Raw genomic sequence first — 20754 nt, 5'->3', positions numbered from 1 at the left:
TCTTCCTACGGCTTAGTCGCGGTCCGAGCTCGAAGCCAGCGCGTTGGCGCCGCCGACGATTTCCGTGATTTCCTGCGTGATTCCGGCCTGCCGCAACGAGTTCGCGGTACGGGTCAGTGAATTCACCAGGTCCGTCGCGTTATCGGTGGCAGCCTTCATAGCGGTGCGGCGCGCAGCCGACTCCGATGCCGCCGCATCCAGCAGCGACGAGTAGATCCGAGTGTTGATGTACTTCGGCAGCAGCGCGCCCAGCAGGCGGTCCGCGTCCGGCTCGAACTCGTACTGGGCGTGGACATCCGCCGTCTCCGAATCGGAGAAGCTGTCCGGGCCCATGTCGAAGTTCTCGTCCACGAAGCTGATCTGGATGGGCGCCAGGCGGCGCACCTCCGGCACCTGCGACAGCATCGACACGAAACGCGTGTAGACGATGTGCAGTTCATCCACACCCGGCATGGTGCCGACCCCGTTGGGAGCGGCGACCTCGCCCTCGGCACCCGCCATGAACGCCTCGACCAGGTGGTTGCAGGCGGCGGACGCGTCCAGGTAGTTGGGCGACTGGGAGAAACCGACCCACGAACCGTTCACCTCGCGGCGACGGAAGGTGTAGTAGGTCAAACCCTTCGAGCCCATCACGTACAGGATCGGCTCTTTGCCCTCGGAACGCAGGGTGGTCAGCAGCTCCTCGGTGCGCTTCAGCACATTGGAGTTGTAGCCACCGCACATGCCGCGGTCGCTGGTGATCACCAGCACCGCGGCACGCCGCGCATTCGGCCGCTCGGTCAGCAGCGGATGGGTGAGATTACTACTGGCGCTTGCCAATTCGGCGAGCACCTTGGTGATCTCCTCCGCGTACGGCTTGGCAGCCGCGACTCGGGCCTGCGCCTTGCTGATTCGCGAGGTCGCGATCAGCTCTTGCGCCTTGGTGATCTTCTTGATCGAGCTCACGGAACGAATTCGGGAGCGCAGTTCGCGCACGCTTGCCATTAGCGGTTCACACTCCCTTCATTCCTCGAGTCAGTCAGTCGCATTCGCTTCGCCCGTCTTACTTCTCGACGTGCTTGCGCGTGACGGAGAGCGACTCGACCTCTTCGTGATCGAGCTGGCCGGCCGCCGCCTCGTTCACGACACGACTGCCGTCGGAGGCCAGGAAGCCCTGCTTGAACTTGTCGGTCGCGGCCTTGATGGCCTCGGCCGGCTCGCCCTCGAGCTTCTTGGCGCCACCCTGCAGGGCGTCGAAGGAGGACTGCACGGAACCGTGCAGGTACTCCAGCAGCTCGACATTGAAGCGGCGGATGTCGCCGACCGGCACCGAATCGTAGAAGCCGGCGTCGACCAGGAACAGCGAAACAACCTGGTCCTCAACGGAAACCGGGGCGTACTGGTCCTGCTTCAGCAGCTCGACCCAGCGGCCGCCGCGCTCCAGCTGCGCCAGCGAGGCCGCATCCAGGTCGGAGGCGAAGGCGGAGAACGCCTCCAGCTCACGGTAGGAGGCCAGCTCCAGACGCAGCGAACCGGCGACCTGCTTCATGGCCTTGGTCTGCGCGGCGCCACCGACACGGGACACCGAGATACCGACGTTGATGGCCGGACGGACACCCTTGTTGAAGAGGTCCGACTCCAGGAACACCTGACCGTCGGTGATGGAGATGACGTTGGTCGGGATGAACGCCGACACATCGTTGGCCTTGGTCTCGATGATCGGCAGTGCGGTCATCGAGCCCGCGCCCATCGCATCGGACAGCTTGGCGCAACGCTCCAGCAGACGCGAGTGCAGGTAGAAGACGTCACCCGGGTACGCCTCGCGGCCCGGCGGGCGACGCAGCAGCAGCGAGATCGCGCGGTAGGCCTCGGCCTGCTTGGACAGGTCGTCGAACACGATCAGGACGTGCTTGCCCTGGTACATCCAGTGCTGGCCGATGGCCGAACCGGTGTACGGCGCAAGCCACTTGAAGCCGGCGGAGTCGGAGGCCGGGGCCGCGACGATGGTGGTGTACTCCATCGCGCCGTGCGCCTCGAGGGCAGCCTTGACGCCCGCGATGGTGGAGCCCTTCTGGCCGATCGCGACGTAGATGCAGCGCACCTGCTTCGACGGATCGCCGGTGGCCCAGTTGGCCTTCTGGTTGATGATCGCGTCGATGCAGACCGCGGTCTTGCCGGTCTTGCGGTCGCCGATGACGAGCTGACGCTGGCCGCGGCCGATGGCGGTCAGCGCGTCGATCGCGGTGATGCCGGTGGCCATCGGCTCACCGACCGGCTGGCGCTCCAGCACGGTCGCGGCCTGCAGCTCGAGCACGCGACGCTCGTCGGCCTCGATCTCGCCCAGGCCGTCGATCGGGGCGCCGAGCGGGTTCACCACGCGGCCCAGGAACTTGTCACCGACGGGGACCGAGAGCACGTCGCCGGTGCGGCGGACCTGCTGGCCCTCCTCGATGGTGTCGAACTCACCCAGGACGACGGCACCGATTTCGGTGTCCTCCAGGTTCAACGCGACGCCGAGGACGCCGCCGGGGAACTCCAGCAGCTCGTTGGCCATCGCGGACGGGAGGCCGCTGATGTGGGCGATACCGTCGCCGGTGTCGGTGACGACGCCCACTTCCTCGATGGAGGTTTCCGGGGTGTAGCTCTGGGTGTAGCTCTCGATCGCGCTACGGATCTCATCGGGGGAGATCGTCAGCTCCGCCATGTTCTTCCTGCTCTCGCTGTGGTCTCGAATGTCGGTGTGTTATTGCGCTTTTGGAGCGTTGGTCTCAAGCGAGAGACTGACGCAAGCGCTGCAGCCGTCCGACGGCGCTGCCGTCGATCACGTCGTCGCCCACGCGCACGACGACACCGGCCAGCAGGCTCGGGTCTTCCTGCACGTGCACGGTGACCGGCTTGTCGTAGATGCGCTGCAATGCGGCCGCCAGGTGCTCGCGCTGCTGCGGCGTCAGGGCCGCCGCGGCGCGCACGTGCGCCACGATCTGGTCGCGAAGCGACGCCGCCAGGTCGGACAGCTCATCGATGGCCTGGCCGACATCGCCCTTGTGCCGCAGCACGGCCTGTTCGGCCAGCTGCAGGGTGATGTCCTCGACCTTGCCCGCGAGCAGCCGCTGCACCAGGGCGCGCTTGGCCGGAACCGGCTTGCCGTGGTCCTGCAGCGCCTGCTCCAGGTCCGGGTTGTCGTCGATGATGCGGCCCAGCCGGAAGAGCTCGTCCTCGACGGCATCCAGGCGGCCGCGCTCGTCCGCGGCGCGCAGCAGCGCTTCGCGGCCGAGCACCACCAGGGTGTCGACGAGGTCGCGAGCCCGCGACCAGTCCTGGGCCACCGCGGTGGTCAGCACCGCCTGCGTGGCCGCGCTGATCTTGCCGCCGAACAGGCGTTCGGCCAGTTCGGCGCGCACCGAACTCGACACCGACTTATCCGCGAGCGCCACACGCAGCGAACGCTGGTCGTCGAGGACGGCGACAACGGCGAACAGTTCGGAGCCCGTCGTGGCCGCGACGGTGTCGCTTCCGGTCAGAGCGGCCCGAAGAGCTTCCCGCGCACGGGAGCTCGCCTCGCGGCTCGCTGCGTACATGCTTCCCACTTTCGGTTCGTTACCTTCCGACCCCGATGCCGGCGTTCGAATCCAGCTCCCGGAGGAACTGGTCGATCGACGCGGCCTGCTTGGCCTCATCGGCCACCGACTGGCCGATGATCTTCTCGGCCAGGTCGACCGCGGTACGGCCCAGCTCGGAACGCAGCTCGGTCACGATCTGCTGGCGCTGTGCCTCCAGCTGCGCGTGGCCCGCGGCGACGATGCGGTCGGCCTCGGACTGAGCCTCGGCGCGCATCTGGGAGAGGATGGTCTGGCCCTGAGTGCGGGCCTCCTCACGGATGCGAGCAGCCTCGAGGCGAGCCTCGGCCAGCTGCTCCTGGTACTGCTGCAGCGTGGCCTGCGCCTCGGCCTGCACGGTCTCGGCCTTGGCGATACCGCCTTCGATCTTCTCGGAACGCTCGTCGAGCACCTTGGACAGGCGCGGGACGACGTACTTGGCGAAGACGACGGCGATAACGATGAAGACGACCGCAGACCAGAGGATGTCGTACGGCTCCGGGATGAGGGGGTTCTTGTCGGCCCCCTCAGCCGCGAGCAGGTAGGTGCTGTTCATCGTTGATTCCTAGTCGTTTTGCCGGAATCAGAAAATGAAGCCGGCGACGAGACCGATCAGCGCCAGGGCCTCGGTGAACGCGATACCCAGGAACATGGTGGTCCGGATGGTGCCCTGCAGCTCGGGCTGGCGGGCGATGCCCTCGATGGCCTTGCCGACCACGATGCCCACGCCGATGCCGGGGCCGATCGCGGCGAGACCGTAACCGATGGCGCCGTAACCCTTGACGGTCGGAGCGTTCTCGGCCAGGAAGGTCATGGTGCTGCTCATTGGTGTTTGTTCCCTTTCTGTCGCCCACCCGCCGAAGCGGCGTGTGTGGCAGGTTTCTGGTGTTGGTGCGGTTGGTCAGTGAGAGTCGGCGTGCTCGGCCAGACCGATGTACACAGCGGTCAGCAGCGCGAACACGTACGCCTGCAAGAAGATCACCAGCACTTCGAAGAGGGTGAAGCCGAAGCCCGCGATCAGCGAGAACGGCGACAGGACCTTCATCCATGCGACGGCATCGAACAGGAAGAACTGGGTGGCACTGAAGAACAGCACCAACATGATGTGGCCCGACAGCATGTTCGCCATGAGACGAACGGTCAGCGTGAAGGGGCGCAGCAGGAAGGTCGAGATGAACTCGATCGGGATCAGCAGCACGTGCAGCGCGGGCGGAACGTTCGGCACCACGATGGACGAGCGCACGTACTTGACGAAGCCGTACTTCTTGATGCCCACATAGTTGAACGTGATGTAGGCGACGACGGCCAGTACGAGCGGCATGCCGACACGGGCGTTCGACGAAATGTTCAGGAACGGAATGACGCTGGAGAAGTTCAGGAACAGGACGCCGAAGAAGATCGACGCGATCAGCGGGAAGAACTTCTTCCCGGTTTCCTTGCCCAGGATCTCGTCACAGATCTGCTCCTTCACGAACACCAGACCGTATTCGGCGACATTCTGGAGGCCGCGCGGAACCAGCTGCGGCCGACGGAATGCGGCCAGCATGAGGATCACGAGAACGGCCGCCATGAGGATGCGAATGAGCATCAAGCGATCGAGATCGAAGAGCCCGAAAGGCGTGTCCCCGAGGATCTTCTCGGGGAAGAAGTCGTTAAGCGACGGCGCGTGGAACTCGCCCGCCAAAATGGTGACGCTCAGCGTTCTCTCCCGTGGTCGGGCCGCAGGAGATAGTTTTCTCCTGCGGATCGATCGGACATTGACGATCTGGTGGGTCGACTCAGGTCGGCTCGAAGTTCGTCAGCAGCTGTGGCAGTCACGCCCTGGCGTCTGTACGCGCGTCGGCGACATCGTCGACGGTGCAGAACCATGACCCTGGGGGTCAGGTACGGCTGTAAGCATAACCTGGTCTCAGGCGGGTCTCAGGCGACCCCCCCTGTTGATTCGGTTGGCTACAAGTAAAGAGTTTATCAAGTTATCTACGACAACGTGTAGGGGGTGGCAGAAACTCCCCCGCGAAAGTGTCGCGGGGCTGTTTCACGCAGGTCGGGGACTAGAGCTCCCGCTCCACCTGCACGGTCGGAACCCGGTGGCGCAGAAGGCCATACGTCTCCGCGCCGAGCACCACCAGCAGCGCCCCGACGACTGTGAAGAACAGTGCGTTGTGGCTATAGAAGTCGTACTGCTTGAGCACCGCGATGACGATCACGGCGACCAGCAGTTTTCCGACCCAGCTGCCGAGCAGGACGATGCCCTGCAGGCCCGATTGGATTTTCGCGCTGAACAGCACGGCGGCGGCCGTCGTGAGGATGAATCCGCCGCCGATGGCGGATCCGAGCAGGGCGCCCCACAGGCCGTGCAGGCCCGCGAAGATCGACGCCAGGACGGCCGAAACCACAACGAGCACAGCCAAACCCAGGAGGCCGTAGCGCAGCGCTGCCCGCAGCGGGGCGTCGGGATGGGTATCAGAAGGCGTGCTCACAGCTGGCAACTCTACCCGGCGGCGTGATCATGACTGCGGGGCGGTTTGCTGCGGGGTTTCACCTTCAGCTCGCGCCAGGACGGCACCGCGGTGACGACGAGCGCGAAAACGAGTCCGGCGGCGAACAACAGGACAACCATGCGCCGATCCGAGATCAGCGAGGTGCCGACCGCGCCGAATGCGAGCACGCTCACCCACAAGTAGATCAACAAGACGACGCGGCGCTGCGAATGTCCGATTTGGAGCAATCGGTGATGCAGATGCATTTTGTCGGGAGTGGAGAAACTCACACCTGCGCGAACGCGTCGCACGATGGCCAGAACAAGATCAAGTACCGGAATGAACATCACCGCGCCCACCAGCAACAGCGGTGACAGCAGACCCACGATGTCGCGCGGTCCGTAACCCTGCAGCGGAATTCTTCCGGAAGCGCCCGTGGATACCGCCGCCAGCATCAAACCGATCAGCATCGAGCCGGTATCACCCATGAATATTCGGGCGGGCTGAAAATTGTGCGGAAGAAATCCCAGACAGCCGCCCGCGAGTGCGGCCGCCAGCAACGCCGGCGGATAGGTGTCGGTGGAACCGCCCACTTCGTACAGCAATCCCACGGTGAACACGAAAACGGCCGCCGCGCAGATGAAACCCAGCCCCGCCGCGAGCCCGTCCAGGCCGTCCACGAAATTCATCGCATTGATGATCGTCACCGTGAGGCCGACGGTCACCAGACCGCCCTGCAGCGGATCCAGCACCACCGTTTCATTGGTGAACGGGTTGTAGATGGCCACCCAGCTCAAACCCATGACGGCCATGACGCTGGCCGCGGTGATCTGGCCGACCAGCTTCGTCAGCCAGTCCAGCCCCCAGCGGTCGTCGAGGATGCCCACGAGCACGATCAGCGTGCTCGCGGCGAGGACCGCGGGAATGTCCTTCGGGTAGTCGAATCCGCGCCGCAGGGCAGGCAACTGGTGGGCGAACAGCACGGCGGTCACCAGGCCGAACCAGATGCCGAGGCCGCCCATGCGCGGCGTCGGCTTCACGTGCACGTCCCGCTCGCGCGGCACGGCCACCGCGCCGAAGGCGATGGCCATCACCCGGGCGCCGCCGGTGCTCAGATACGCGACGACCGTGGCGACGAGCAGTACCAGCAGCAGCTCGCGGAGCGGGACCACCGCTCCTTGGCTGAATACGCCCTGACTGAGCAGCATCTATCGGGCCGTCACCGCGCGTCCTGCGCCAGGAGTTCCTCGGGCGACATGCCGAGGACCTCCGCGATCTTCGCCGCCGGGATCGCGCCCTCGCGCAGGATGCGCGGCAGGTCCGAGGTCAGGTCGACGATGGTGGAGGCGACGCCGTGATCGGCCGGACCGCCGTCGAGGTACACCCCGACCAGCTCGCCCAGCTGGGCCTTGGCCTCGTCCACGGTGGCGGCCGGCGGCTGCCCGGAGACATTGGCGCTGGACACGGCGAGCGGACCCACCTCGCGCAGCAGTTCGAGGGCCACCGGATGCAGCGGCATGCGCAGCGCGACCGTGCCGCGCGCGTCGCCGAGATCCCAGGCCAGCGAAGGCGCCTGCTGCACAACGAGAGTCAGGCCGCCGGGCCAGAACGCGCGGATCAGCTCGCGGGCCTGCGGGCGCACCGAGAAGACCAGGCCGTCGATCGTGGTCCACGATCCGACGAGCACCGGCACCGGCATATCGCGCCCGCGCCGCTTGGCGGCCAGCAGGGCGTTGACGGCCTGACTGTCGAACGCGTCGGCCGCGAGGCCGTACAGCGTGTCGGTCGGGATGACAGCCAATCGACCGGACTTCAGGGTGCTGCGGGCAGCGGACAGGCCGGCGGCACGGGAGTCGGGATCGGCACAGTCGTAGACGGTACTCACGGCTGACATCTTGGCACGTCTGCGCGGGCGCGCGGCAATGTGTCTGCGCTAGGTGGTATCCAGGCGCCCGCGCTGACTGCCATCGAGCTGCCAGTACCCGGACATGAGTTCGTGTGACCATGCGGGCTGGCGGATTTCGCCGCGGGCCGCGAATTCGGTCATATAGGGCTTGATATCGAGTACCGGGGTGCCGTCGATGGCATCGAGCCCGCGCACGGTCAGGGTCAGGCCGTCGACGCCGAGCAGTTCGCAGACGGTGACGCCGATCCGGTTGGGGCGGGCCTTGCCGCGCTGGGCGAAGATGCCGATGCGCGGCCAATCCTGGTTGCCGCGCGGATGCCGGGCGCCGGTGTGGATATCCGTTTCCTCGACACGGTCGAAGACGTACACCACCTCGATGTGGGAGAAGGCGTCGAGACCCGCCACCGCGTCGGGCGTGAAACGCGCCCCGTCGAGCGTGATCGTGGAGGTGACGGCGTCCCAATCGTCGTCCAGCGGTTCGGTTCTCGGCGACTTCACCCAGGCAATCGGTGCGACTTCGATCATGTCCCCGAACCTACTCCGGTGCGGGTCGGACGGTCAGGCGAGAATGCGCCGCGCCACCACGAACCGCGGCTTGCCCGCGAGATCGGGATGCTCGGCGATATCCGTGAAGCCGCCGTGGGCGGCGAAGAGGGCCGCCACGTCGGAGCCGTTGGTGTCGTCGTGTTCGACGGCCACGGTGCCGCCGTCGCGCAGCAGGCGCGCGATGGTGGTGATCATGGGCCGGATGACGTCCAGGCCGTCGGGCCCGCCGAAGAGCGCCCGGTGCGGATCGTGGTCCATCACTTCGGGATCCAGTTGTGCCGCCTCGGGAATGTAGGGCGGGTTGGAGACGATCACGTCGACGCGGCCGTCGAATTGCCCGAGGATGGCGGGATCGGTGACGTCCCCTTCGTGCAGTTCGATCGGGGTATCGCCTTCGTCGGCGAGTTGGCGGGCATTGCGTTTGGCCCAGGACAGCGCTTCCGGGTCGAGTTCGACCGCGTGCACGTCGGCGTCGGGCCGGGCGTGGGCGACGGCCAGGGCCAGGGCCCCCGAACCCGTGCACAGATCCACCACGACGGGCGGATGTTCGTGGCCGATCTCCTCCAGCTGCGCGAGCGCCCAGGCGAACAGCAACTCCGTCTCGGGCCGCGGGATGAACACGCCGGGCCCGACCGCGAGATCGATCTCCCCCATCGCGGCGGTGCCCGTGAGGTGTTGCAGCGGAACGCGTTCCGCGCGCCGGGCGACCAGCTTGCGGTACTCCTCCAGCTGGTCCAGGGTCACCATGGGGACCAGCAGCAGCCGCATGCGGTCGACCCCGAGCACATGTGCGGCAAGTAGTTCCGCGTCCGCCTGCGGGCTGTGCACGCCGGCCGTTCGCAACGCCTCGACGGCTTCGAGAATCGCAGGACGCAACGGCACGCGGCTCATGATTGCGCGACCTTTCCGGTAGGGGTTCCCGGCGGGGCACTCATGTTCGCACGAAACCTGTAGCGCCTCGCCGGTTTACAACCTACCGCTATTACTCGGCGGCGAGGCGGGCGGCACGGTCCGCTTCGCCGAGGGCATCGAGCAGATCGTCGAGGTTGCCGTCCAGCACCGAGTCCAGATTGTGCGCTTTGAAGCCGATGCGGTGGTCGGCGATGCGGTTCTCCGGGAAGTTGTAGGTGCGGATGCGCTCCGAGCGGTCCACGGTGCGGATCTGCGAGGCGCGGCCGGCGGCGGCGTCCTGGTCGGCCTGTTCCTCGACGAGGGCCTGCAACCGGGCGGCGAGAACCTGCTTGGCGCGGATCTTGTTCTGCAGCTGCGACCGCTCGTTCTGGCAGGTCACCACGAGCCCGGTGGGCAGGTGGGTGAGGCGCACGGCCGAGTCGGTGGTGTTGACGCCCTGACCGCCCTTACCCGAGGAGCGGTACACGTCGATGCGCAGATCCTTCTCGTCGATCTCGACTTCCTCGACCTCATCCGGTTCCGGATAGACGAGCACGCCCGCGGCCGAAGTGTGAATGCGCCCTTGGGATTCGGTGACCGGCACGCGCTGCACCCGGTGCACGCCGCCCTCGAACTTGAGCCGGGACCAGACGCCGTCGCGGGCGGCCTCCTTGCTCTTGATCGAGAAGCTGGCCTCCTTGTACCCGTCGAGGTCGGAGTAGGTGACGCCGAGCACCTCGACCTTCCAGCCGTGCCGTTCGGCATAGCGGAGGTACATACGGGCCAGGTCGGCGGCGAACAGGGCCGACTCTTCGCCGCCCTCACCGGATTTCACCTCGAGCACGACATCGTCGGCGTCGTGCGGGTCGCGCGGCGCGAGCAGGTCGGTGAGCTGTTTGTGCAGCTCTTCCGCCTGCGCCTGCAGGCCGGGCACCTCGGCGGCGAAGGACGAGTCGTCGGCGGCCAGTTCCTCGGCGGCGGCGAGATCCTCGCGCGCGGTCTTCAGCTTGTTGTAGGTGGCCATGATCGGCCCGAGTTCGGCGAATCGCTTACCGACGCGGCGGGCAGCGCCCGGGTCGTTGTGCAGCGACGGATCGGCCAGTTGGAGTTCCAGCCCGGCGTATTCGGCCAGGATGTCGTCGATCGCGTTCGGGGCCGTTGCTTTGTCGGCCATCGCGGTTGTCCTCCTGTCGGGAGTGCCGGGAGGGGCACACCCGGAAAGTATGTGTGAGCTGCGTCAGCTCCCTGCAAGTAGGTCCGTAAACGCACCAACGCCCGACCCGCGAGTGCGGGACGGGCGTCGGCGGGACAGCTACTTGGCAGCCTTGTCGCGCTTGCCGTAGCGAGCCTCGAAGCGGGCCACACGGCCGCCGGTGTCCAGAATCTTCTGCTTACCCGTGTAGAACGGGTGGCACTGGGAGCAGACCTCGACCGTGATCTGGCCCGACTCCTTGGTGCTCTTCGTCTGGAAAGTGTTCCCACAGCCGCACACCACGGTGGTGTCGACATAGGTGGGGTGAATTCCTGCCTTCATGGGTGTCCTTTCAATGGTCGCCGGGTCGCCGTCGCGAAGCGTCAGAAGCTGCGTCACGAGGACGTGAACCGGAACCGACTAGGCATGGTTGCCGACTGGCAAGTATAGACGTCGGCTCGCCCCCGGTTATTCCTGGGACAGGGAAAACGCTGCGACCAGCGGTTTCACCGCCAGTTCGGAGGAACTCATCGGTCTTTTCACAGCCGGTTCCCAGGGGTGCGGGCGTAATGTCTGTTCGTGGAATAGCGGCGGCCCCCAAGGAACTACGGGCACGCATATTTCGGGGTCTCGAGCGAGGCTGAAAGACGAGTAGTCGGCTACTCAGGAATGCGAACACTGATGTTCATAGAGTTTGCACCAGGTGAGAGATAGCTCTGCGACTACGGAAGGAACGGCCGTGACCAGGCAGGACGCGACAGCAGGGGTAAATGCCCCGGTCGGCGCGCACGCCGGGACCGGAGACAGGAACCGGCGCCGCGCGGAAACCGTCGCGGGGGTGGTCCTGGCCACACTGAGCCTGCTCGTAGTGCTGGGCTGGCTGACGGCTCCCGGAGAGCCGGCCGCCACGGCGGGGACCCAAACCCTGGCCCCAACCCCGCCGCAGGGGGACGGCACTCTCACCTACGTAGCGGTCGCGGTGCCGGGCGGCCAGCCCGGCGCCGTGACCGCCATCATCCTCGGCTTCATGATCGCCGGGGCCGCACTGATCGGGCTGTTCTTCTACAGCCCCCGCCCGCTTCCGGCAGCGACACCTACGCTGCCGGAAATGCGACGGCGACCCCACCCGAGCGGGGTCGCCGTCGCAACCAAATTCTTCTTACCGGCTGTGCGCCAGGCTTATTCGTCCAGCGCGCCCGGTGCGGTCTTCGAGACCGTCATCAGGAACTCGATATTGGACTTGGTCTTCTTCAACCGGTCCACCATCAGGTCGATGGCCTGATGTGAATCCAGGCCGGACAGTACGCGCCGCAGCTTGTGCAGCACGGCCGCCTCGTCCGGCGACATCAGCAGATCGTCGCGGCGGGTGCTGGACAGGTTGACATCGACTGCCGGGAACACGCGGCGCTCGGCGATCTTGCGATCGAGCTTGAGCTCGGCGTTACCCGTGCCCTTGAACTCCTCGAAGATGACCGTGTCACCGGTGGAACCGGTCTCGACCAACGCCGTCGCGATGATGGTGAGCGAGCCACCGTTCTCGATATTGCGGGCCGCGCCGAGGAACCGCTTGGGCGGGTACAGCGCGGTGGAATCCACACCACCGGAAAGGATTCGGCCCGACGCCGGGGACGAGTTGTTGTACGCGCGGCCCAATCGGGTGATCGAGTCGAGCAGCACGACGACGTCCTGACCCATCTCCACCAGACGCTTCGCCCGCTCGATGGCGAGCTCGGCGACCGAGGTGTGATCGCTCGGCGGGCGGTCGAACGTGGAGGCGATGACCTCGCCGCGCACGGAGCGCTGCATATCGGTCACTTCCTCGGGACGCTCGTCCACCAGCACCACCATCAGGTAGCACTCGGGGTTGTTGGTGGCGATCGCATTGGCGATGTCCTGGATGACCATCGTCTTACCCGCCTTGGGCGGGGACACGATCAGCGCGCGCTGACCCTTACCGATCGGCATGATCAGGTCGATGATGCGCGTGGTCAGCTTGTTGGGCTGAGTCTCCAGCCGCAGGCGCTGGTTCGGGTACAGCGGGGTGAGCTTGTTGAATTCCGGTCGGCGCTTGGCGCTTTCGACGTCCGAGCCGTTGACCGTGTCCAGCCGCACCAGCGGATCGAACTTCTGGCGCTGGTTGCTCTGATCCCCGTCACGCGGAGCGCGGACCGCACCGGTGATGGCGTCACCGCGGCGCAGGCCGTTCTTTCGGACCAGGTTCATCGACACGTACACGTCGTTCGGGCCGGCCAGGTAGCCGGAGGTGCGGACGAACGCGTAGTTGTCGAGCACGTCGAGAATGCCGGCGACCGGCTGCAGGACGTCGTCCTCGCGGATCTCCATCTCGCGGGTCTCGCCACCGGCGGCGGTGCCTTCGCGATCCCGCCCCCGACGACGCTCACGGAAGCGACGTCCCCGGCGGCCGCGGCCACCTTCCTCGTCGTCGTCGTTATTCCGGTCGTTGCGGTCGTTGCGATCATTGCCGCGATCGTTGCCGCGGTTGCTGTTTCGATCGTTGCCGCGGGCAGTGCCGTTCTGGCTCTGCTGGTTCTGACCGCCACCGTTCTGGTTACTGCGGTCGCGGCGACGCTCACCGCCGTCCTGCTCCGCCTTCTCGGCGGTATCGGCGGCATTGCTCTCGGCATTGGCGCGATTGCTCTCGGCCCGGGTGGCTTCGGCGGCGGCGCGATTGCCTTCGCCGCGGTTGCCCTCGGAACGGTTGCCTTCGGCGTTGGCAGTCGCGGCGGCGGCCCGCTGCTCGCGGCCCCGGCGCTGCCGTCCGCGGCCGCGCTGGCCACCCTCGCGGCTGTCCTCGCCGCCGTCGGCGCGAGCGCCGTCGTTCTCTTCGCGCTTGGAGCCCTCTTCGCGCTTGGATTCGCGCGCCTCACTGGCGTTTTCGCGCACCGGCTCGGCGTTCTTGGCCGGAGCCTGCGCCTGCGCGGTCTTCGCCTCGGCCTTGGCCGGAGCGGTTTCCGCCTTGGGAGCGGCGTCGGCGGCAGGCGCGGAGTTCGCGGCCTTCTCGCCCTTGGCGTCGGTGCGGGTCCGGGTGGCCTTGGCCTCCGTGACCGGCTTGGCGGCGCCCGCCTGGTTCTCCTTTATGGCGGCGATGAGATCACCCTTACGCATCCCGGAAGTGCCTCGGATACCGAGTTCTCCCGCGAGCGCACGCAACTGCGGCAACAACATTCCAGTCAGCCCCGATCGTGCGACGTCGGTTTGTTCACTCATCTTCGAAATCTGTCCGGAGTCACTATCGCGGTCCGAGGAGTCTGAATCACTGTCCACCCCGGGTGTCGCGAGCAGGTCCGTATCTGTCACGGAAATCCTTTCCTTCCCTCGAGTGCCTTTTGCCTGTTCGAGGGTTCCTCCTGCAGTCCGGTCGTACGCCGGACTCGGATGCCGTATCGCCTGTCCCGCCGGGCCGGTAAGGGCACCACCGCGTGGTCTTCGCCACCGAAGAAAAAGGTGGGAGAGATCATCCCAGTTGACTGGCTACCCCCAAGTTTCGAGCCTCAAGCCTCGAGCCTGAGCAAGGAGCCTCTGGAGCGATTGCCCTGATGAAGCACCGGCGTCTGACGCGCACGATGTACGGACTCGCTCAGGATAGCTCCCGCCTTTTGCATCGGCAAGGCAGGCACGCTGTCAATCCACGGATACGCCGTCGGCAATTCCGGGTTCGAGTACGCGCAGGCCGTCGGTAATGGCGAGTTCACGCAGTTCGGACGGGAATTCGCTGGTCGCGAAGGCGAGCACGGTGGGTCCCGCGCCCGACACGGTGGCGGGGATGCCGGCGTTGCGCAGTCGTTCGATCCATTTGGTGGTGAGCGGCAGCGCGGACGCGCGGTAACCCTGGTGTAGCCGGTCCGCGGTGGCGGGCATCAGCAGATCGGGGCGTTGCGTCAAGGCCACTACCGCGAGGGCCGCACGACTCGCATTGAAAGCCGCATCTACGTGCGGAACCATGTCCGGGAGCAGGCCGCGGGTGTGCGCGGTGGACGAGCGCTCCTCGGGAATGAGCACGACCGGGCGCAGGCTGGAATGCGGCGCCAGGCGCACGGCGCGGTACACGCGAGCGTGGTGTTCGGCGCCGTTTCCCTCTGCGGGCCGGTCGGTTTCGGTCCAGGACACCACTATTCCACCCAGCACGCTCGCCGAGGCGTTATCGGGGTGACCCTCGAATTCCGAGGCCAGTTGCACCATGACGGAGTCGTCATAGGCGAGTTCGGGATCGAACTTGGCGGCCAGGCCACGCCCGGCGGCCAGCCCGCCGACCACCGCCGAGGCCGAGGAACCCAGGCCCCGCGAGTGCGGAATCACATTGCGGCACACCACGTCCAGGCCGTCCGCCCAGACCCCCGCGGCCTGCAGGCCGCGTTCGATGGCGCGCACCACCAGATGCGAAGGGCCCCAGGGCACATCGTCGGCGCCCTCCCCCTCGACCCGGATGGCGAGCCCGGTGTCCGTGGTGGACACCGTGATCTCGTCGTACAGGCCCAAAGCGATTCCGAGGGAATCGAACCCCGGGCCCAGATTGGCGCTGGACGCCGGAACCCGCACGGTCACGGAGATTCCGGCGGGCAGCGTCCTTGTCATGAGCTGACCTTCGCGCGAATTCAACTCAGGCCAGCTCGAGTTCGTGCGCCACGGCCACGGGGTCGACGGCGATGGGCTTGACCTCGGGCATGCCCTTGAGGGCGTTGTCCGGGTCCTTGAGGCCGTTGCCGGTCACCGTGCAGACCACGGTGAGGCCGGAGTCCAGCCAGCCTTCCTGGCGGGCGGCCAGCAGACCGGCGATCGAGGCGGCGGAGGCGGGTTCCACGAACACGCCTTCCTTGGCCGCGACCAGGCGGTAGGCGGCGAGGATCTCGTCGTCGGTGGCCGCGCGGAAGGCGCCGCCGGACTCCTCCTTGGCGGTCATCGCACCGTTCCACGACGCGGGCGCGCCGATCCGGATGGCGGTGGCGATGGTCTCCGGGTTCGACACCGGGGCGCCGTTGACCAGCGGTGCGGCGCCGGCGGCCTGCACACCCAGCATGCGCGGGCGCGAGGTGGTGATGCCGTCGGCGTAGTACTCGCTGTAGCCCTTCCAGTACGCGGTGATGTTGCCCGCATTGCCGACGGGCAGCGCGTGCACGTCGGGGGCCTTGCCGAGCGCGTCCACGATTTCGAAGGCCGCGGTCTTCTGGCCCTCGATGCGGGCCGGATTCACCGAGTTCACCAGGCCGACCTCGGGGAAATCGGAGGTGACCTTGCGGGCCAGTTCCAGGCAGTCGTCGAAGTTGCCGTCGACCTGGATGATCTTCGCGCCGAGCATGACGGCCTGGGCCAGCTTGCCCATGGCGATCTTGCCCTGCGGAATGAGGACGGCGCAGTGCAGGCCCGCGCGGGTCGCGTACGCGGCGGCCGAGGCCGAGGTGTTGCCCGTGGACGCGCACAGCACGGCGGTCTTGCCGTTGTACTTGGCGTCGGTCATGGCCATGGTCATGCCGCGGTCCTTGAAGGAACCGGTCGGGTTCGCGCCCTCTACCTTGAGGTACACCTCACAGCCGGTGAGCTCGGAGAGGTGATGCGCGGGCACCAGCGGCGTACCGCCCTCGAAGAGGGTGACGGCCTGCCAGTCGGCGGGAATCGCGAGGCGATCCCGGTACGCATCGATGAGGCCGGGCCACGGCTTGTAGGTAGCAGCCCGCGCGGTTGCACTCATTCCTCGGTGCCTTCCAATCTCAGAACACTGGTCACGGACGTGACGGAGTCCAGTTCGGCCAACGCGGCAACCGTATCTGCCAGCGCTGATTCCTGCGCGTGGTGGGTCACCACGACCAGGCGTGCGCCCTCGGTGTCGTGGCCTTCCTGGCGGACCGTCGAGATGCTGACGCCATGCTTGGCGAATTCGCCCGCCACCGCCTGTAAAACGCCGGTGCGGTCGGCGACCTGCATGTTCACGTGATAGCGGGTGGGGGTGTCGCCGATCGAGGCGATCGGCAGCTCAGCATAAACCGACTCGCCCGGCGCCCGGCCACCGAAGAACTTGTTGCGCGCCGCCATGACCAGGTCACCCATCACGGCGGAGGCGGTCGGCGCGCCACCGGCGCCCTGACCGTAGAACATCAGGCGGCCCGCGTTCTCGGCCTCCACGACCACGGCGTTGAACGCGCCGTTGACGGTGGCGAGGGGGTGCTTGCGCGGGATGAGTGCCGGGTAGACGCGCACCGAGATGGATTCCTTGCCGCCGTCGTCGGTGACGCGCTCGGCCATGGCCAGCAGTTTCACCGTGCAGCCGACGGCCGCGGCGGTCTCCAGATCCTCGGCGGTGATCTGCGAGATGCCCTCGCGGTACACATCGCCGGAGGTGACGCGGGTGTGGAAGGCGACCGAGGCGAGGATGGCGGCCTTGGCGGCGGCGTCGTAGCCCTCCACGTCGGCGGTCGGGTCGGCCTCGGCGTAGCCCAGGCGGGTCGCCTCGGCGAGCACGTCGGAGTAGTCGGCGCCGGTCTCGGACATGGCCGAGAGGATGAAGTTGGTGGTGCCGTTCACGATTCCCACCACGCGGTTCACCCGGTCGCCGGACAGCGACTGGATGAGCGGGCGCACGACCGGGATGGCGCCGGCCACCGCGGCCTCGAAATACAGGTCGGCACGGTGGTTTTCGGCCGCGTGCGCGAGTTCGCCGGTGTAGTCGGCGAGCAGCGCCTTGTTGGCGGTGACGACGGACTTGCCGTGGTTCAGGGCCTGGGAGATGAGGGCGCGGGCCGGGTCGATGCCGCCCATGACCTCCACGACGATGTCGACATCGTCACGGGCGATGAGCTTTTCGGCATCGGTGGTGAGGAGTTCGGCCGGGATGCCGCGGTCCTTGCTCGCATCGCGGACCGCGACACCGCGCAGGACCACGGGGGCGCCGACACGGTTGCACAGGTCGCTGGCGTGGTCGCGGATGATGCGCACCACCTCCGTGCCGACCGTGCCCATGCCGAGGACCGCCACGCCGATCGGATGATCCGATCCCCACACGCCCTGCGCGGCAACCTTTGCACGGCTCGCCGTGGTGTTGTTGTTCGCCTCGGTCATGCCTTCACCTCCAAGCTGAGTAGGTCCTCCACCGTCTCACGGCGAAGGATCAAGCGCGCCTTGCCGTCTCGCACAGCGACCACCGCGGGCCGGGTGAGCAAGTTGTATCGGCTCGACATCGAGTAGCAGTACGCGCCGGTCGCGGCCACCGCCACCAGGTCGCCCGGGCCGACATCGGCCGGGAGCCAGGTATCGCGGATGACGATATCCCCACTCTCGCAATGCTTTCCGACCACTCGCGCAACGACGGGCTCGGCGTCGCTGGAGCGCGAAACCAGTCGGCAGTCGTACTCGGCCTGGTACAGCGCGGGCCGGATATTGTCACTCATGCCGCCGTCGATGCTGACGTAGCGGCGGCGGGCGCCCGCGTCCAGCACAACATCTTTGATGGTGCCGACCTCGTAAAGCGTTACAGTGCCGGGCCCGGCGATGGCGCGGCCCGGCTCGACCGCGATGGTCGGTACCGGCAGGCCCGCGCGCTCGGCCTCCTCGGCGACGATGCGGCGCAGGCTCGCGGCGAAATCGTCGAGGGCGGGCGGCGTGTCGTGCGGCAGGTACGAAATGCCCAGGCCGCCACCGAGATCCAGCAGGTGTACCTGGGCGGCGCGCTCGGGGCCGAACTTGTCGGCGACCTCGCGCAGCAGGCCGAGCATGCGGCGCACGGAGATCTCGAAGCCGTCGATCTCGAAGATCTGCGAGCCGATGTGCGAGTGCAGGCCGACCAGGCGCAGGTTGTCGGATTCGAAGACCCGGGCGATGGCCTGCATGGCGTCGCCGGCGGCGATGGAGAAGCCGAACTTCTGGTCCTCGTGCGCGGTCGAAATGTATTCGTGGGTGTGGGCTTCCACGCCGACGGTGACCCGGACCAGTACGTCCTGCACCTTGCCGGCGCGCTTGGCGACGGCTTCCAGGCGCTCGATCTCGATCAGCGAGTCCAGCACCACGTCGCCGACGCCGGTCTCGACGGCGGTCTCCAGCTCGCGCACGGATTTGTTGTTGCCGTGCAGGGCGATTCGCTCGGCCGGGAAGCCCGCGTTCAGCGCCACGGCCAGTTCGCCGCCGGAGCAGACGTCCAGGTGCAGGCCCTCGTCGCGGATCCAGCGGGCGATCTCGCCGCACAGGAAGGCCTTGGAGGCGTAGTGCACTCGCGCGCCCGCACCGAAGGCGCGGACCATATCGCGGCAGCGGGAGCGGAAGTCGTCCTCGTCGATGACGAAGAGCGGGGTGCCGAATTCGGCGGCCAGTTCGTGCACCGGCACTCCCGCCAGGCGCACCACGCCGTCGGTGTCGCGGGTGGCGTTGCGCGGCCAGACATTCGCGGGCAGCTCGATCATCTGCTTCGAATCGGCCGGGCGTTCCGGCAGATTCGGGGCGGGCGGGATGCCTTCGTGGCGGGGACCGGCGGGGTGGGCACTCATCACATACGCTCCGGAGCACTGACGCCTAGCAGCCCGAGGCCGTTGGCGAGAACCTGACGGGTGGCTTTGACCAGTTCGAGACGGGCCGCGTGCACCGGGGTGACGGGCTCGTCGCCCTGCGGGATCACGCGCAGCGCCTTGTCGGACTGGAACGGGTGGTACGCGCCGGCCAGCTCCTCGAGGTAGCGGACGACGCGGTGGGGTTCGCGCGTTTCGGCGGCGGTGGCGACGACGCGCGGGTATTCACCGAGGGTGCGGATGACCTCGCCCTCGCGGTCGGCGGTGAGCAGGGCGAAATCCGGTGTCACCGAGTCGTATTCGAAGGCGGCCGAATTGCCGATGATCTGATTCGTGCGCGCGTGCGCGTACTGCACGTAGTAGACCGGGTTCTCGCTGTCGGACTTGGTCCACAGGTCCAGATCGATGTCGATGCTGGTGTTCACCGACCAGCGCACCAGCGAGTAGCGCGAGGCGTCGATGCCGATGAGGTCTACCAGATCGTCGAGCGTGACAACCGTTCCCGCGCGCTTGCTCATCTTGACGGCCGCGCCGTCCTTGACCAGGTTCACCATCTGGCCGATGAGCACCTCGACCACGTCCGGGTCGTCGCCGAAGGCCGCGGCGGCGGCCTTGAGCCGGCCGATGTAGCCGTGGTGGTCCGCGCCGAGCATGTAGATGCACAGGTCGAAGCCGCGGGACCGCTTGTTCTGGAAGTAGGCGATGTCACCGCCGATGTACGCGGACTTGCCGTCGCTCTTGATGACGACGCGGTCCTTGTCGTCGCCGTATTCGGTGGAGGAGATCCACCAGGCGCCGTCCTTCTCGTACAGCTTGCCGGAGTCCTTGAGCCGCTGGATGGCCTCGTCGACCGCGCCGGAGGCGAACAGCGAGCTCTCGTTGAAGTACACGTCGAAGTCGACGCCGAACTCGTGCAGGTTCTGCTTGATCTGCGCGAACATCAGCTCGACGCCCTCGCGGCGGAACAGTTCGTGCTGTTCGCCGGTGGACAGGGTCAGTACCTCGGGGTGTGCGGCGACGATGGTGCCGGCGATCTCGTCGATGTACGCGCCCGCATAGCCGTCTTCGGGCGTGGGCTGCCCGGTGGCGGCCGCGACCAGCGAGTTGGCGAAGCGGTCGATCTGCGCGCCGTGATCGTTGAAGTAGTACTCGCGGGTGACCTCCGCGCCCTGCGCCGACAGGATCCGGCCCAGTGCGTCGCCGACGGCGGCCCAGCGGGTGCCGCCGAGGTGGATGGGGCCGGTCGGGTTGGCGGACACGAATTCGAGATTGATCTTCGTGCCCGCGAGAGCGGCTGCGGTGCCGTATTTCTCGCCCGCGGCCAGGATGGTCTCGACGATCGCGCCCTGTGCGGCCTTGGCCAGGCGGATGTTCAGGAAGCCCGGTCCGGCGACCTCCGCGACCTCGATGCCCTCGGATTTCGACAGCGCCTCGGCGAGTGCGGTGGCGAAGTCGCGGGGGTTCATGCCCGCTTTCTTGCCTACCTGCATGGCCACATTCGTGGCATAGTCACCGTGCTCGGGATTGCGGGGACGCTCCACCTTGACCTCGTCGGGCAGGACCGCTGGGTCGGATCCACGTTCGACAAGTACCTTCGCGGCGACGCTACGAAGGAGATCTGCAAGGTCAGCTGGAGTCACGAGTCACTATCCTATGGTCC

At 67.0% G+C, this 20754-nt stretch carries 20 protein-coding genes; 1 reads left to right on the top strand and 19 read right to left on the bottom strand.

What is annotated here, in order from left to right:
* Window positions 1–12: 12 nt before the first annotated feature.
* The 13 genes from ACIP5Y_RS44870 to rpmE all read right to left on the bottom strand — a co-directional run bounded on the left by ACIP5Y_RS44870 (window position 13) and on the right by rpmE (window position 10932).
* Window positions 13–984, bottom strand: a complete 972-nt coding sequence (locus tag ACIP5Y_RS44870) for a F0F1 ATP synthase subunit gamma (RefSeq protein ID WP_400359772.1) — start codon at window positions 982–984, stop codon at window positions 13–15.
* A gap of 58 nt (window positions 985–1042) precedes the next feature.
* Complete coding sequence (gene atpA, locus ACIP5Y_RS44865; protein WP_400359770.1) at window positions 1043–2683, bottom strand: F0F1 ATP synthase subunit alpha; 1641 nt, start codon at window positions 2681–2683, stop codon at window positions 1043–1045.
* A gap of 64 nt (window positions 2684–2747) precedes the next feature.
* On the bottom strand, window positions 2748–3557 hold the full coding sequence (locus ACIP5Y_RS44860) for a F0F1 ATP synthase subunit delta (RefSeq protein WP_400359769.1): 810 nt from the start codon (window positions 3555–3557) through the stop codon (window positions 2748–2750).
* Window positions 3558–3576: 19 nt separating this feature from the next.
* Window positions 3577–4131 carry a F0F1 ATP synthase subunit B gene (locus ACIP5Y_RS44855; RefSeq protein ID WP_400359767.1) on the bottom strand — a complete coding sequence of 185 codons (555 nt, stop codon included), beginning with the start codon at window positions 4129–4131 and terminating at the stop codon, window positions 3577–3579.
* 27 nt (window positions 4132–4158) lie between these two features.
* On the bottom strand, window positions 4159–4401 hold the full coding sequence (locus tag ACIP5Y_RS44850) for an ATP synthase F0 subunit C (RefSeq protein WP_397007091.1): 243 nt from the start codon (window positions 4399–4401) through the stop codon (window positions 4159–4161).
* A gap of 75 nt (window positions 4402–4476) precedes the next feature.
* Window positions 4477–5262, bottom strand: a complete 786-nt coding sequence (atpB, locus tag ACIP5Y_RS44845) for a F0F1 ATP synthase subunit A (RefSeq protein ID WP_400359809.1) — start codon at window positions 5260–5262, stop codon at window positions 4477–4479.
* 364 nt (window positions 5263–5626) lie between these two features.
* A complete protein-coding gene (locus ACIP5Y_RS44840; protein WP_400359766.1) occupies window positions 5627–6064 on the bottom strand; it encodes a hypothetical protein in 438 nt (145 codons plus the stop codon).
* 2 nt (window positions 6065–6066) lie between these two features.
* On the bottom strand, window positions 6067–7263 hold the full coding sequence (locus ACIP5Y_RS44835; protein ID WP_400359764.1) for an MraY family glycosyltransferase: 1197 nt from the start codon (window positions 7261–7263) through the stop codon (window positions 6067–6069).
* An 11-nt stretch (window positions 7264–7274) separates the two neighbouring features.
* Entirely contained in the window at window positions 7275–7940 is a 666-nt protein-coding gene (locus ACIP5Y_RS44830; protein ID WP_400359762.1) for an L-threonylcarbamoyladenylate synthase, read from the bottom strand.
* 48 nt (window positions 7941–7988) lie between these two features.
* A complete protein-coding gene (locus ACIP5Y_RS44825; RefSeq protein ID WP_400359761.1) occupies window positions 7989–8486 on the bottom strand; it encodes an SAM-dependent methyltransferase in 498 nt (165 codons plus the stop codon).
* A gap of 33 nt (window positions 8487–8519) precedes the next feature.
* A complete protein-coding gene (prmC, locus tag ACIP5Y_RS44820; protein ID WP_400359759.1) occupies window positions 8520–9398 on the bottom strand; it encodes a peptide chain release factor N(5)-glutamine methyltransferase in 879 nt (292 codons plus the stop codon).
* Window positions 9399–9489: 91 nt separating this feature from the next.
* A complete protein-coding gene (gene prfA / locus ACIP5Y_RS44815) occupies window positions 9490–10572 on the bottom strand; it encodes a peptide chain release factor 1 (protein ID WP_400359758.1) in 1083 nt (360 codons plus the stop codon).
* A gap of 138 nt (window positions 10573–10710) precedes the next feature.
* The gene (rpmE, locus tag ACIP5Y_RS44810) at window positions 10711–10932 is read right to left on the bottom strand and encodes a 50S ribosomal protein L31 (RefSeq protein WP_040856062.1); all 222 of its coding nucleotides are present in this window, start codon (window positions 10930–10932) and stop codon (window positions 10711–10713) included.
* Window positions 10933–11329: 397 nt separating this feature from the next.
* On the opposite strand from rpmE, the gene ACIP5Y_RS44805 reads away from it, so the two are divergent.
* Window positions 11330–11872, top strand: a complete 543-nt coding sequence (locus ACIP5Y_RS44805; RefSeq protein ID WP_400359755.1) for a hypothetical protein — start codon at window positions 11330–11332, stop codon at window positions 11870–11872.
* Here the strand turns inward: ACIP5Y_RS44805 and rho are convergent.
* From rho to argS, 6 genes are all read right to left on the bottom strand, one after another.
* Window positions 11770–13908, bottom strand: coding sequence for a transcription termination factor Rho (rho, locus tag ACIP5Y_RS44800; protein WP_400359754.1), 2139 nt, complete (start codon window positions 13906–13908; stop codon window positions 11770–11772). The two genes, ACIP5Y_RS44805 and rho, sit on opposite strands and share 103 nt — an antisense overlap.
* A 324-nt stretch (window positions 13909–14232) precedes the next feature.
* Window positions 14233–15183 (bottom strand): homoserine kinase, encoded by a 951-nt coding sequence (gene thrB, locus ACIP5Y_RS44795; protein ID WP_400359752.1) that lies wholly within the window; start codon window positions 15181–15183, stop codon window positions 14233–14235.
* A gap of 25 nt (window positions 15184–15208) precedes the next feature.
* Complete coding sequence (thrC, locus tag ACIP5Y_RS44790; RefSeq protein WP_400359750.1) at window positions 15209–16294, bottom strand: threonine synthase; 1086 nt, start codon at window positions 16292–16294, stop codon at window positions 15209–15211.
* Window positions 16291–17658 (bottom strand): homoserine dehydrogenase, encoded by a 1368-nt coding sequence (locus ACIP5Y_RS44785; RefSeq protein WP_400359749.1) that lies wholly within the window; start codon window positions 17656–17658, stop codon window positions 16291–16293. The genes thrC and ACIP5Y_RS44785 overlap by 4 nt, the downstream gene beginning before the upstream one ends.
* Window positions 17655–19076, bottom strand: coding sequence for a diaminopimelate decarboxylase (gene lysA / locus ACIP5Y_RS44780; RefSeq protein WP_400359747.1), 1422 nt, complete (start codon window positions 19074–19076; stop codon window positions 17655–17657). Before lysA ends, ACIP5Y_RS44785 begins: the two co-directional genes overlap by 4 nt.
* Window positions 19076–20734 (bottom strand): arginine--tRNA ligase, encoded by a 1659-nt coding sequence (argS, locus tag ACIP5Y_RS44775; RefSeq protein ID WP_400359745.1) that lies wholly within the window; start codon window positions 20732–20734, stop codon window positions 19076–19078. Before argS ends, lysA begins: the two co-directional genes overlap by 1 nt.
* Between the last annotated feature and the right edge of the window lie 20 nt (window positions 20735–20754).

It is taken from the genome of Nocardia sp. NPDC088792 (assembly GCF_044750615.1).
GTDB lineage: Bacteria > Actinomycetota > Actinomycetes > Mycobacteriales > Mycobacteriaceae > Nocardia.
This window is presented reverse-complemented; position numbering and strand designations above follow the sequence as displayed.

What these genes read in the sequence shown, in the direction of transcription:
- ACIP5Y_RS44870 (WP_400359772.1), bottom strand. Translation starts at nt 984, where the DNA reads ATGGCAAGCGTGCGCGAACTGCGCTCCCGAATTCGTTCCGTGAGCTCG.
- lysA (WP_400359747.1), bottom strand. Translation starts at nt 19,076, where the DNA reads ATGAGTGCCCACCCCGCCGGTCCCCGCCACGAAGGCATCCCGCCCGCC.
- prmC (WP_400359759.1), bottom strand. Translation starts at nt 9,398, where the DNA reads ATGAGCCGCGTGCCGTTGCGTCCTGCGATTCTCGAAGCCGTCGAGGCG.
- ACIP5Y_RS44855 (WP_400359767.1), bottom strand. Translation starts at nt 4,131, where the DNA reads ATGAACAGCACCTACCTGCTCGCGGCTGAGGGGGCCGACAAGAACCCC.
- ACIP5Y_RS44850 (WP_397007091.1), bottom strand. Translation starts at nt 4,401, where the DNA reads ATGAGCAGCACCATGACCTTCCTGGCCGAGAACGCTCCGACCGTCAAG.
- rpmE (WP_040856062.1), bottom strand. Translation starts at nt 10,932, where the DNA reads ATGAAGGCAGGAATTCACCCCACCTATGTCGACACCACCGTGGTGTGC.
- prfA (WP_400359758.1), bottom strand. Translation starts at nt 10,572, where the DNA reads ATGGCCGACAAAGCAACGGCCCCGAACGCGATCGACGACATCCTGGCC.
- atpA (WP_400359770.1), bottom strand. Translation starts at nt 2,683, where the DNA reads ATGGCGGAGCTGACGATCTCCCCCGATGAGATCCGTAGCGCGATCGAG.
- thrC (WP_400359750.1), bottom strand. Translation starts at nt 16,294, where the DNA reads ATGAGTGCAACCGCGCGGGCTGCTACCTACAAGCCGTGGCCCGGCCTC.
- ACIP5Y_RS44825 (WP_400359761.1), bottom strand. Translation starts at nt 8,486, where the DNA reads ATGATCGAAGTCGCACCGATTGCCTGGGTGAAGTCGCCGAGAACCGAA.
- thrB (WP_400359752.1), bottom strand. Translation starts at nt 15,183, where the DNA reads ATGACAAGGACGCTGCCCGCCGGAATCTCCGTGACCGTGCGGGTTCCG.
- ACIP5Y_RS44860 (WP_400359769.1), bottom strand. Translation starts at nt 3,557, where the DNA reads ATGTACGCAGCGAGCCGCGAGGCGAGCTCCCGTGCGCGGGAAGCTCTT.
- ACIP5Y_RS44835 (WP_400359764.1), bottom strand. Translation starts at nt 7,263, where the DNA reads ATGCTGCTCAGTCAGGGCGTATTCAGCCAAGGAGCGGTGGTCCCGCTC.
- ACIP5Y_RS44785 (WP_400359749.1), bottom strand. Translation starts at nt 17,658, where the DNA reads ATGACCGAGGCGAACAACAACACCACGGCGAGCCGTGCAAAGGTTGCC.